The sequence below is a fragment of the Psychrobacter muriicola 2pS genome, from assembly GCF_904846535.1.
In the GTDB taxonomy this organism is placed as follows: Bacteria; Pseudomonadota; Gammaproteobacteria; order Pseudomonadales; family Moraxellaceae; genus Psychrobacter; species Psychrobacter aquimaris.
This window is the reverse complement of the sequence record NZ_CAJHBC010000005.1, coordinates 269,290-281,789: the sequence shown is the minus strand read 5'-3', so window position 1 is coordinate 281,789 and position 12,500 is coordinate 269,290. Positions and strand designations below refer to the sequence as shown.

Here is a 12,500-nt window from a genome sequence, read left to right as displayed (position 1 = left end):
AGTCAATCCAAAATAAAACTGGAACATCCCATATCATGAAACAGTTTAGGCAGATCGTTCTCCATCCAGCCTTGGCGTAGAAACTTTGCTTGTGCCCACTTCTTCTCGATGGGATTTAAATCAGGACTGTAGGGTGGCAGCCAAAGAATACGATGGCCGTGTCTATTGAGTAGTTTTTGAGTGTGTTTGTTTTTATGAAAGCTTGTCACTCGAGCACAGCTCTCGTCTTGCGCTCGGGCAAAGCAGTGCTTTGCTTTATCCTCGCTCATATCCATCACGATCACGCATTTTGTTTTAAGACTTGGTATCAGCAGAGCTTGCACCAGTCATAAAATATATTGCCATTGATGTTCTGCTCAAAGTAATCAAGCGCAAACAGCATCTTTTCATAGATAGCACCGATGACATTCGTACGCTTCCTTGCTTGCCTGTTATAGCTATCAATACAAGGGGTTCCAATCGGTGCATAGCCATAGGGTCTTATTGTTTCAGCCTCAAAGCCACTTTCATCCATATACACAATAAGATAGCCTTGCTACATAATGACCCCTGCCGTCAAATCCGTACAACTAAACTTGGGATATTTTAGTTACGCAGCCTGACGATAAAAGTTAAACCACACCTGCCTTGGCGATCTATAGCCTAAACCCTTTTGAATTCTCGTCTGATTGTAGTAGAGCTCGATATAGCCGATGATATCGTTGATGGCTGTGAACCTTGTTTTATAGTCTTGGTGATATACCAGCTCATTCTTCAACACGCCCCAGAAGCTTTCTATTGGAGCGTTGTCGAAACAATTGCCTTTACCACTCATTGAGCCTTTAAAATGATGCTGTTTGATGATCTTGTGATACGCGTGACTACAGTACTGGCTGCCTCTGTCAGAATGCACAATCAGTCCTTGGCTGGGTCGTTTATTTTTGACGGCCATGTTGAGTGCACGGCATACTAAGTCTGCTGTCATGCGCTTATTGATAGCATAGCCGACCAGCTCTTTGGTGTGTAAATCTTTTACTCCTGCTAAGTATAGCCAACCCTCGCTTGTCCAGATATAGGTGATATCACTAACCCAAGACTCATTAGGACGCTTAGCATCAAACTTTTGATCCAGCACGTTTTGATAAACCATTTTATTATGGTTTGAGTCCGTGGTGACTTTAAAGCGCTTATGGCGACGGCATTTGATACCATGCTCTTCTTTGATACGTCGAACCATATATAGGCTAATATCGTGCCCTTGATCGGTTAGCTTTGCATGCAGTCGCTCAACACCATAGCGCTCATGCGTCTGGCTATGAGCTGCTTTGACAAGCAGTTCACACTGGTTGCGATGTATCTGCTGGTCGCTGATGCCGCGCTCTGACCAGTCGTAGTAGCTTGATGGTTTTATCTGTAATACACGGCACATGCGAGTGATACTAAAAAGACGCTGGTTAGCTTCTATAAAGGCGTACCTGACTAACTGTGCTTTGCAAAGTACGCCGTTGCCTTTTTTAGTATCTCTCGCTCTTCCTCGGCAACTTTAAGCTGTCGTTTGAGGCGCTTGTTCTCTTCCATCACGGCCATAAGCTGTGGATCATACTGCTCAGTTCCTTCAAGATAGCCTTGATTGGATTTGAATTCTGCACTGTAGGTTCTGATTTTCTTGGTCATGGTAAACTCCTGTGAATATGCTTAGTTTACCAAGTTTATTTGTACGGTTTCTTCAGCATAGCTCAGTTTCAGTCAGCCTACCTAGGATTAATCCAAAAACCAATCAATTTTATCGTGCCGTCATTTCTGGTTAGATAAGCACAAAGGATACGCTCATGAAATCACTCTCTCTATTATTACTTTTAGTCAGCATGCTAGGCCTCACTGCCTGTATCGATTTGGGTGCGCGGTTTATGTATGAACAAGAGTATTTAGAAACTGACTCTGGCAACGCAGTAGGAGAATGTACCACACAGATCAATCCAGCAACAGACAAGCTTCTTTTCTCGCCCCTACCCGAAAGATCAGCAGAAGAATATTGGGAAGATAATAACTTGCCTAAAGGCACATTATATTTTACCTGTGAAGGAGATACACCGTTGTTACCAAAGGATTGTCAAGGAAACGAGCTGACTACGCCGCAGCTGCGTCGCTATTGGAAAAAATATAACTTGCCTGTGGGTACTAAAAGATTTGATTGCAGAAATGGTGTACCTAATATACCAGCGGATAGATAGTTTTTAAGACAATGAGACCATCTGTCTTACTTATCATCAAATCATGGCGATGTCACAAAGATATAGTGTGCCGCTTGAATACGCAATGACAGCATCATGCTATAGCACTTATAAAGGCACAGTTATGAAAAGTATCAAGCTCGGCATATTATCACTGTTCGTTGTATCGCTCACAGCCTGCATTGTCTCTGGTAAAGATATGGCTCGGGAGTTAAAGGGAGTATTTATGAAAGAGAATAAAATGGGGTTTTCTACAGCTGTATTTGCGCCCCGCTACTACCCCATTGAGCTGATCGCGGGTGAATCATTTTGGATGTATGACGATGGTTCAAGACGCGGTTTTTATGTGCACGCAGGCGGCGGCTGGCGGACAGCAGGTGCGGATGCGTCAGGTGGCTCTCGCATTCCTGATGGCATCAATCTCACGTGGCTGGCGCCTCTGGAGGGCAAGTACTACCACGTCAGATCCAGACTGCCCAAAGCAGAAATAGAAAAACAGTTTCAGCGCAAGCTCACTATGGATTTTGAAGACACGCCAGATACGGAACGGTTTAAGCAGATTCAGTTGGCGCTTGCTCCTGGTGGTTTTGTCTCAGTACGTCTTGGTTGGGCAGAAGTTGTAGAGGTGGCGCAGTTTCAAGCAGAAAAGGTGGATATTCCGTGGGAGTATTTTGCACAGGCCAACCACTTTAACCCTAAGGGCTTGAGTGAAGAAGAATATCTTGCAGGGTTTGTTGAGGATCAGCCAGAAAAGATCCAAGCACAAAAAGCCAACGGTACATTTTCTATTGGCAGATGGAAGACCTTTAATACCCAAAAGTTCCCATGGTATCTGTCGACGCCGCTTGATGTATATGGTTATACAGAATTCTTGATTAATGGGAACACGACCTTTACCCCACAGTCTGAAGTAGACTTAACCACATACAAGAGTGAAAAAGCAGTTCCTGCTTGGTATCGGCTATACTTTAAACATGAGGGCAAACGGTATCAAGCCATTATTCGCCTTAGCCAAAGTTCCCCAAGTGGAAAAGAAATGCCTGATGGCGATGTCGAGCAGTTTGAGATTTTTAGGACTTTTTTTGTGGAAAACCAAAAGCCTGCAGCACTGATGGTCAACATTGTTGATGGCGAGCTGGTTGCTTACTTAACCGTTGATTGTATCAAGAAGCAAAATGTACCATTACATGGCAGTTTTTATCGTCTTCTAAAAGACAATGAGTATAAATGGTTTAAATAAATTTGGTTTAAAAATAAAAGCACTTCTTATGTTAAGAGGTGTTTTTTTGTTTCTCTTATTCATGTGATGCGGGCTTATCTAACAGACACAACTTACAAGGCGGATCTTCTCCCAGATGGTATGGGAGTGGCCTTGGACACTCACAAATTAATAACAATGACGGACACAGCGGCTGGATATCAGGTATTGCCCAGTATGGACTGACTTCTGACTCTGAGGTGGCGTTCAGCTTTGATGATACGCCAAACAAAGTCGGTCTAAAGTGGACGGTAAATACTGGGTCAAGTGCAAACAGCGAAAATCCAACCATCACGGAGATGGCGACCTTTGCGCCCGATGAACACGTAGTAGAGCTTGGCGTCTTGCAGCATCCTTATAGCAATCACCAATCGAGTGACCATGGCCAAGGGATCAATGTCGCAACCGATCACGGACTACAGGTCAGTGGCGATACGGGTGTGCTACTCACAACCTTTGGACTCAGACACTCACAATCAGAGCATGAGTCGGCATGGGTCAATGATGCAGCACCCAGTCAGATGTGGTGGCAGGCAACTATACGCTGACGGCAAATACGATTGAGTCGCTCTCGGGTGTTGGCGGTCAAGCCGCTCTGTCAGGATTACATATAAGTGCTAATAACAAACCTGTGGCGATACAGGCACAGGGCGGTGAGTTGCAGTTGCACAGTCAGCAGTCAGCAGTCAGCAGTCAGCAGTCAGCAGTCAGCAGTCAGCAGTCAGCAGTCGATGATGATTGGTAGTGAATCAGGACAGGTCAATGTGTCGAGTCCTAAGCGCATCAAGCTACAAACAAGTAGCGGTGCTTCGATTACGATTGATGAGAGTGGTATTAAGCTGGTGTGTCCGGGAGTGATTAAGATTAAGGCAGTGAAGAAGGCGTTGGTTGCGGGGGCCAAGGCTAATTACTCACTACCAATGATGCCTGAGACTATTCCACTGTTTAGTAATAAGCTGGATGTCTATGATTTGTTTTATCAGCACAATTTTGAAGATATCGAGTTTCAGATGCTACGACCTGATGGGCAGCTGATAGAAGGGGTGTTAGATGCGCATGGACGCACCACCCCTGTAATTAGCGACAAAGAAGAAGAAGTTGAAGCCTATGTGGGCTTTAAAGATACCGACTGGGGCGTATCGTATATTTCTGAAGAGGAAGATGTGGATGATTTAGCTTTAGAGCAGACTGGCGAACTAGACTTAAACAAAGTCTTTAAAGCAATTGTAAAAGAGGAAGGCTTCTACAATCACATGTATCTTGATAGCGCCGAACCTAAGAGCCTTGTAACCATAGGCTATGGCAAAATGCTGTCGTCTGCGGATGAAGCGTCAAAATATCCTTTTTATATCGGTAGTGTAGCAGCAACCGAGGCTCAAATAAGACAAGCGTGGCGTAAAGTTTACAATTCGGTTCAGGGTAGAAATAATAATCGAGCATCTTACTTTGAATCTTTGACAACAATTCGTATGACAGAAGAGGATGCAAAAGCAATAACAATCGCTCATATTCAGGGTAATTTGGACTCTGCACGACAAGCTTTTCCAGAATTCGACGATTATCCAGTGCCAGCTCAAGAAGCTATCTTAGATATGGCTTATAACTTAGGCATATCTAGCGCTGGGGTGTCAAAATTCTCTAAATTTAATAGATATATTAAGAATAAAGATTTTGCATCTGCTGCTACTGAATCGAATAGACCGCAACTTCGTAATTCTAGAAATGTGCATGTAAGAGAACTTTTATTGCTAGCCGATCAACAACAGAAATAGAGACAGTAAATGAAACCTTTTATAATCTTGCTTTCTTCAGTATGTTTATTTACCTTTAGCTCAGGATGTATGAAAGTACAATCTGACAATGTCAATGCTAATAATTCCTCTGTAAGCCTAGAGCATGATTTCCCTTTAAATCTAAATAATTATAAATTAGCCAACAACCCTATTTACAATCTTAACAACCTTACTGCTGGTTTCGTCACACCTATAAAACAGGATAATCAATTGATTTTTATCGATAAATTTATTGATGGCGAATTTAAAGACATCAATTTTTTGGATAAAAACATTACAATTAAAAATTGTAATGACTTGCTAATGCATGATCTTAGAGAGACATTGAACATTGCAAATAGTGATCGTAATATATTGTTAACAAGAAAAAGAACATGTCTTTTAGTAAAAAAGATTACGGATAATTCAAATGTTTTGGCATCGGCTAATCAATATGAAAACAGTATCTTTCTCCCAATAGCAGATAAAAACTTAAAAAAAATAGTAGCTAGTATTCCTTCTAAAGTTTCTGAAAACAGAGAAGTCAACTGTTCTATTGATCAATACGATAATATTGCTTGTTTAGACAAAAAAGCACCTAAAGAGTATTCCTTGTATATCAACCAAGTAGCTATGGTTAATGGTAAGAGCTACTACTTCATCACGGTCAATACCTCAGTACCAACTTACTATTACTTGACAACCATTGACGGTAATAAAGTAGATAGTCAGTGGATCTACTATTAACGACTATCCACTTTACACTACTGATTTAAAAAATTTATCCACTATAAATTTACTAATTAATTTTCTATAAAAAACTCGCAGGAGTCTAATGCGTGAGTAATACTAAAATTATAAAATTCAGAATAAAGTTTGTAGATTTGTATAAAGTGCCACTGGAAGGCTTGTACCATATAGTAACGATAAATGGACGAACCGCTTGTTCAGGAACGTCTATAGCTGGAGGATATACGGTATGGATAACCAGACCAGCAGGTACACTCGTTAATATATCTATAAAAGATCCTCCTAATGGTTCAATGGTAAGTATCATAAAAGACCTTATCGTACCTATTAGGGAAATAACATTCGAAGCGCAAGCTCCTTTTGCAAAGCACAAATTTAAACTTAAAATGTTCGAAGGGTCTGCAGGAGACTATTTAAGGAAAACTCACGAAGTTGAAGCTAAAGAAACTTTATCCTCTATTGCCAAAATATATGGAGTGAAGTGGCAGCAAATAGCCCAACTTAATAGTTTAAAAGAGCCTTACAAAATACGACCAAAGGACATTTTAAAATTACCACCCACAAAAGCAAGGCAAAAAACCTCCACAGATTCAAGCCCCCAAACTAGTTCTAAAGATGGTGACTTATCACTAAAAACCGAATATACCGTAGGAAAAAGTGAAACGCTTTCAGGTATATCGGAAAGAAGTGGGGTATCTGTTACGGAGTTAAAACTAATTAATGGCATAACAGATCCTAAAAAACTTCAATCTGGGCAGACTATTAAGCTGCGTAGTAATAGTAGTTCAGCCCTCCCACCTGTTGCTCAACCAAAAGCGAAGCCCTCGACTTCTTCCAACTCTCCTAACAATAGGGAAAAAGGACTACTTGATAGAGCGCAGGACGCTATTCAAAAAATGGCTGAAAATCTAAAAGAAGGGTTTGAAGATCTTAATGATGCTGTTCGTGGTACTAAAGAAAGTGAATCAGCAGATAGCCCACGGCCTCTTGAAAATCAGACAAATTCCAACAACAGCTCAAATGATTCTGACGCTGGCTCCATTACTCCAAATCAGTCTCAGGCTTTAAATACGCAGCCCTCAGCGCCTATTGAAACGGAAGCAGTTGATACTAGAGGTCAAACGGGAACACCTAAGGTTGATGTAACAACAGATGGTTGCCTAAGATGTCAAACACTAACTCTCGATGATCTACACTCTATATTTTCAAAGGACGCTGATACAACGAAAAAACTAAAGATATGTATTGATGCCTTCAATAGTGTAAATTCAAATTTTCTGATGGCTAACTGTTTAAATAAAGCATTTTTCTTTGCTCATATAATGGAAGAAGTCGGAAATAAATTTAATATAAAAAATGGAGAAAGCTTAAACTATAGCTGGGAAAATCTGCACAGAACGAAAACTTTCAAAAAAAATGGTAAAACTTATCTTAAGGGCCCTTTTAAAGTATTTAGAGGAAATGAGTCGTTATCTAAAATGTATGGAAGATATAATGGAAATCCAGCAAACCAAGAGATGATAGCAAATATCGCGTATGCAAATCGTTTAGGCAATGGTGACCAATCTAGTGGAGATGGATGGAAGTATAGAGGTAGAGGTATCATACGGATTACTGGAAGAGACAAATACAATCCAATAAATACAGCTATTAAAGAGAGAGTTCCAGGTTTTAATAAAGAGATTACTGCTGAAAATATCAATAATATTGAAGAGGGTACTATCGCCTCAATGGCTTACTGGTATGATAGAAAGATCTATAATATAGCTAATAAGGGTTCAACAGTATCAAATTTTGAAGAGACGGTTGATATTGTTAATGAAAATACTCCATCTCGAAAAGATAGAATAGAGCACTTTAAAAAATGCTTAAAGGTGTTCCGAGTTAATGAATGTCAAAAAATACAACCTCCTACTTCATCATTAGAGAGCTCTACGGTTGATATAATTATCACTAGAACTAGTGATGGTTCTCAGTCAACGCTAGGTACTCTTTCAGTTCCAAGTCATAAGTTCGATGGCTTTGTACTAGAAAGACCAGGCCCTGATACTACTACTAGAAATATGCGCAAAAGAGTTCCTATAGGCGTTTATAAAGTGAAATGGCATAAAACAACGCTAAATCGCTCTTTGGGAAAGGCTTTCGTTCTTTTTAATAATGATGTTCCTGCTGACAGATACATATTAATCCATATTGGAAATTATCCAGATAATACTGATGGCTATATTTTACTAGGAAGTTCAAAGGGTAAAGACTTTGTGGGTAATAGCACCAATACTATATTTGCTTTTTATAAATTATTCGAGAATGCTGACCTTACTAAAATTCGAGTTAAGATAACTGAGAGCTATTAAATGAAAGCACTTATATATGTATTATTAGTAACTCCCCTTGCCTTAGCATCCTGTGACAGTAAGGGTAATACCAATGAACCTGAGACTAAGAATGCACTTGGTACAATTACTACAATCAAGCAATCAACATCTGATATTCCATTACATTTCAAAGATGCTAATGGCTTTAAGATATTTCTTGATACCAATCAGTATAGTAATAAAGAAAAAATAGATATGATTAACAATTTTTTCGATAATATTCCTGATTATTCGACTAGTGAGTTAACTCAATCGTTTGCAAGTATAGGCGCTAATGTTGAATGGGAGGTTGATTTAATCTCTCAGTTCAAACACAACATGCAAAAAGCTATCATTAACAATCCTAACTTACTGATAAGTATTAGTAAAAGTCTAAATAAGGATGAGCTTGAGCGTTTTGCAAGATTTTACTTTGGTAATGTTATTTGGAACGATGAATTTCCTAACGAGTTGTATTACCTCAAAGCAAATAACTCACAGTCTTTTGAAGTATTTATTTACACCTTTTATAAACGATATCAGGCAATGTCGTCTCGCATACTCAATACAAGATATATCGTAGCCGATAAAGATGGTAATACTAATATCAGAGAACTACCTAGCTCTAATTCTAAACGTGTAGGTAAGTTTAATAATGGTAGTAAAGTTACTGCTTTGTGGATAGAAGGCGATTGGCTTTTTGTTCATAACAAGTACAATGTTGGTTACGTTCATGTAAGTAATTTAAATGCAGCTGATTCAGCTATAAACAAGTTACAATCTGATGATAACTTTACTAAAGTCATTTTAGAAAAAGAAGCTGACTTAGATATGGACGGCGATAGCGATGCCATAAGCGTTGCAAAGCCTAAAGAACAAGATGATAGAAATTTTGATCTTGAAATTTCCGTATATCGAACGGGCAACGGGAAAAGCCATTTATGGCAACATAACGTTTTAATGTTTACAGACCCAATCAATGGCTGCATGATGGAAGGATTGGAAGACATAATTTTAAGTGCAGGTAATTTTAATATTGAATACACATCTTGCTACGATAACAATTACGCTAGAAGATATGTGAGTTTTTCTTATGACCCACAATCAGATGATTTTAAGGTCATTAAAAATACAATAAGCTTTTTTGACTCTGAATCGAATGGGATGGAGCAAACGTTTAATTGTAGGGATAATGAGTATTTATTTTCATCTTACGATGATGATTGTGAGTGGTTGTAGCAATTTTTTTGAATTTATAGTAAGACCAAATTAAATGAAAAACATGCTAAAAATATTTCTCTTACTAACAGCCCTGACTTCAATAGTCGCTTGTAATGCACAATCAACTTCTGCAGAACATCGACCAAGCAATGAAGAAACGATAACCACGGCTAAAGTGGATAACGTTAACAGCGACATTGACGCTAAGAAAAATATCGTTCTGTATATGAAAGCTCACGATTTATCGGGTCTTGAACAATCCTCTGAGTCAGATGCCTATTATTATCGAGTTCTCATTAAAGAATTACCTAATAATCGTTACTTAGTGCAGGACTTTTTTATCTCTGGAGAAAAGTTTACCAATCCCTATATTTTAACAGATGGTAAGCTTGAATATACTGATAATGAGGACGTAACTCATCTCAATAACTATTACCCAATAGAAGGAGCAAGAATAGTATGGTCTGAATCTGGTGATAAAGAAATAGAATCAAATTATAAAAATAACATGCCCACAGATACTTGGATTGAGTATTTTGAAAATGGACAAAAAAAGAGTGAAGACCATTATAAAGATGGAGTTTTGCATGGTACATCAAAGAGCTGGAATGAACAGGGGGTTCTAACAGGTGAATGCAATTATGATCATGGTATTAAAAATGGTCGTTGCTATGCAAAATATTCCTTGTCTCCTGATATTTATATTTACGACTTTAAATATAAAAATGGCAAAAAAATTGGTATTTCTAAATCATGGAATATAGATGGAACCATTGAAGAATTCATATTTAATGGGCCACTATCTCTGCAGGAAATCGAAAAGGATTTGGCAAAAAATCAGTTTAAAATATTTACTCTTGATGTTACTGCAGATGGTATAGATGATTTAGTAATTAGTCGTATCAATGATAATGCTAATCTATATCAGGGTGACGAACTTTATGTTCTTACTGTAGACAAAGGTGGTAAATACAAATTAAGCTTGGAGACTAGTAGCTTTACTGATGATGGAGGCTTTTTCTTAGCTGAAATATTACCAAGACCTAATAATAACGGTTTTTCTTTATCAACATACTTTTCAAGCAAAGGCTTTCCTTTTAAGGATTATTATTTTATTTTAAAGAATAACAAATGGCATATAAATTCTTTTGCAACTGAAGGTTATTTGGCAAATGGTAAAGAATACTATTGTATTGATAATCAAGAATTTAGTTTACAAGGTTTAGATAGCCGAACTAGTAGTTTAGATAAAAGCGATAATGAAATATTGCAAGACTGTCCTCCACTTCCAATTAAGTACACAGTTAAAAAAGAAAAAGCAGAAATACTTGATGAAAGTTTTGAATTGAGAACTAAGCCAAATTATTATATCAAAGGTGATCTGATTGAAGCTTTTGACCAAAACGAAGACTGGGTCAAAGTTTCTTATAAGAATGCCACTAAGTTCGGCTGGATTGATAAACGTGACTTAAGTCCTGCTTTAAATTAATTTCTGATACCTCCTTTAATGCTAATATATTTATAATACTATGTTTTGACTATATTTTCACAAGTCCTCCGTGGCCTTTGACAAGAATAGTCAGATCGCTGACTTGCTGATAGAGCTTACTACCCACAATAAGAAATGTGGCTTTGGACTATGCTTTCTAACCCTATTTGTTAGGTGCTTTATGGTTAGGATAATTACTTCCCTTTTAACCAATATATAGAAATCAAACCAAAAAAAATCCGACCACATTAAGTGATCGGATTTTTAATATTTGGTGGAGATGGCGGGAGTTGAACCCGCGTCCGCCAGCATTACGCTCATGAATCTACATGTTTAGTTTCTGTCTTTAATTTTAGTCTGCACCGATCCGACAGTCAGGATGGATTAGCCGATTCTCTACTTTTGAACCCAAGCGATTGAGACAATCACTTGTGGCGAGCCTACATGCGGACGCTTCAACTTAGTTGACCAACTGTAGGTGATCAGCAACCAAGTAAGCAGGGTTTAAGCTGCTAGAGCGTAAGTTTCGTCGTTTGCGACTATAACAATATATGTTTGATTAACGAGAGGACATACACTCTCGACATGCATCATTGAGTTTCATTACCAGCGTCGAAGCCAGAACATCCCCAATAAGGTCGACTATTATATAGGACTTATACGTCGACTTTCAACCTATATAATATCTGTATTACATTACGTTACAGCTCAACCCTCTAAGCCAGTACTTTATTTAGCCACTTACCGATGTTTTGAATCTGCGGCATACAAACTTGATGCGCCATCGGATAAGTATGATAAGTGACATTATAACCCTTCGCTGACAATAACTGCTGCGCTTGCTCGCCCAAGATAACAGGTACGACTGGGTCATGGGTGCCATGCTCAATCAAAATTGGCATGTCTTTATTGGCAGCACTATACTCGATATTATCATTAGTTGCCAAGTACGTAGAGAGTGTCATCAAGCCAGCCAAACGTTTTGGATAGCCGAGTGCCACGTGATACGCGACTGCCCCGCCCTGTGAAAATCCTGCAATGACGATATGCTCTGGTGACACGCCGCGCTCAATCTCGCGACTAATCAAATCTTGTATCTGCTGAGAAGACTCTTCAATTTGAGCGACATCTACCTTCCGCTCTAAACTCATCTCTATGATATCGTACCAAGCTGGCATCACCATACCACCATTCACCGTCACTGGACGTTTAGGCGCATGCGGAAAGATAAAACGCACAGCCATATCCTCAGCCAAGCCTAGTTGAGGTACGACTGGCTCAAAGTCATGACCACTAGCGCCTAAGCCATGCAGCCAAATCACCGCGCGATCTATCTTCTTTTGAGATGGGTTGTGTTCAACGACGACTGCGTCTAAATAATTACTCATAGTTATCCTTAATACTGTAGTGAGATATGCCCTAAGCATTTCTATATTTTTGCCAAAA

13 protein-coding genes, 1 other RNA gene and 1 pseudogene are annotated in these 12,500 nt (G+C 39.0%); 10 read left to right on the top strand and 5 right to left on the bottom strand.

All coding sequences use genetic code 11. The annotated features are described in order from the left end of the window. Positions 1–2: 2 nt before the first annotated feature. The 3 genes from JMX93_RS09755 to JMX93_RS09745 all read right to left on the bottom strand — a co-directional run bounded on the left by JMX93_RS09755 (position 3) and on the right by JMX93_RS09745 (position 1,653). Positions 3–269, bottom strand: a complete 267-nt coding sequence (locus JMX93_RS09755) for a transposase (protein ID WP_499204568.1) — start codon at positions 267–269, stop codon at positions 3–5. Between the two features lie 38 nt (positions 270–307). Next, a complete protein-coding gene (locus JMX93_RS09750) occupies positions 308–514 on the bottom strand; it encodes a transposase (RefSeq protein ID WP_499204595.1) in 207 nt (68 codons plus the stop codon). A 75-nt stretch (positions 515–589) separates the two neighbouring features. Further along, positions 590–1,653, bottom strand: a protein-coding gene (locus JMX93_RS09745) for an IS3 family transposase (RefSeq protein ID WP_499204567.1) whose coding sequence is annotated in 2 segments (ribosomal slippage) — positions 590–1,497 and positions 1,497–1,653 — 1,065 coding nt in all. Because the reading frame shifts where the segments join, the coding sequence is not laid out codon by codon here. Positions 1,654–1,808: 155 nt separating this feature from the next. Between JMX93_RS09745 and JMX93_RS09740 the strand changes: the two genes are divergently transcribed. The 10 genes and pseudogenes from JMX93_RS09740 to JMX93_RS09695 form a co-directional block, all read left to right on the top strand. Next, positions 1,809–2,210 carry a hypothetical protein gene (locus JMX93_RS09740; protein WP_499204566.1) on the top strand — a complete coding sequence of 134 codons (402 nt, stop codon included), beginning with the start codon at positions 1,809–1,811 and terminating at the stop codon, positions 2,208–2,210. A 43-nt stretch (positions 2,211–2,253) separates the two neighbouring features. Then, on the top strand, positions 2,254–3,450 hold the full coding sequence (locus JMX93_RS09735) for a DUF2931 family protein (RefSeq protein ID WP_499204565.1): 1,197 nt from the start codon (positions 2,254–2,256) through the stop codon (positions 3,448–3,450). Between the two features lie 38 nt (positions 3,451–3,488). Then, entirely contained in the window at positions 3,489–4,016 is a 528-nt protein-coding gene (locus JMX93_RS09730) for a type VI secretion system Vgr family protein (RefSeq protein WP_499204564.1), read from the top strand. Beyond that, entirely contained in the window at positions 3,995–4,213 is a 219-nt protein-coding gene (locus tag JMX93_RS09725; RefSeq protein WP_499204563.1) for a hypothetical protein, read from the top strand. The genes JMX93_RS09730 and JMX93_RS09725 overlap by 22 nt, the downstream gene beginning before the upstream one ends. Then, on the top strand, positions 4,122–5,240 hold the full coding sequence (locus tag JMX93_RS09720) for a DUF2345 domain-containing protein (RefSeq protein WP_499204562.1): 1,119 nt from the start codon (positions 4,122–4,124) through the stop codon (positions 5,238–5,240). Before JMX93_RS09725 ends, JMX93_RS09720 begins: the two co-directional genes overlap by 92 nt. Positions 5,241–5,309: 69 nt before the next feature. After that, a complete protein-coding gene (locus JMX93_RS09715; RefSeq protein WP_499204561.1) occupies positions 5,310–5,987 on the top strand; it encodes a hypothetical protein in 678 nt (225 codons plus the stop codon). 92 nt (positions 5,988–6,079) lie between these two features. After that, positions 6,080–8,344: a DUF5675 family protein gene (locus JMX93_RS09710; RefSeq protein ID WP_499204560.1), complete on the top strand. Its 2,265-nt coding sequence runs from the start codon at positions 6,080–6,082 to the stop codon at positions 8,342–8,344. Beyond that, the gene (locus tag JMX93_RS09705; RefSeq protein ID WP_499204559.1) at positions 8,345–9,583 is read left to right on the top strand and encodes an SH3 domain-containing protein; all 1,239 of its coding nucleotides are present in this window, start codon (positions 8,345–8,347) and stop codon (positions 9,581–9,583) included. Between the two features lie 34 nt (positions 9,584–9,617). Then, positions 9,618–11,054, top strand: coding sequence for a toxin-antitoxin system YwqK family antitoxin (locus JMX93_RS09700; RefSeq protein ID WP_499204558.1), 1,437 nt, complete (start codon positions 9,618–9,620; stop codon positions 11,052–11,054). Positions 11,055–11,106: 52 nt separating this feature from the next. Continuing rightward, positions 11,107–11,220, top strand: a pseudogene (locus tag JMX93_RS09695) (IS3-like element ISPar2 family transposase); the annotation flags it as partial. Between the two features lie 106 nt (positions 11,221–11,326). On the opposite strand, the gene ssrA reads toward JMX93_RS09695, so the two are convergent. Both ssrA and JMX93_RS09685 read right to left on the bottom strand, forming a co-directional pair. After that, positions 11,327–11,685, bottom strand: a transfer-messenger RNA (tmRNA) gene (gene ssrA / locus JMX93_RS09690). An 85-nt stretch (positions 11,686–11,770) separates the two neighbouring features. Continuing rightward, positions 11,771–12,442, bottom strand: a complete 672-nt coding sequence (locus JMX93_RS09685) for an alpha/beta hydrolase (RefSeq protein ID WP_198332851.1) — start codon at positions 12,440–12,442, stop codon at positions 11,771–11,773. Between the last annotated feature and the right edge of the window lie 58 nt (positions 12,443–12,500).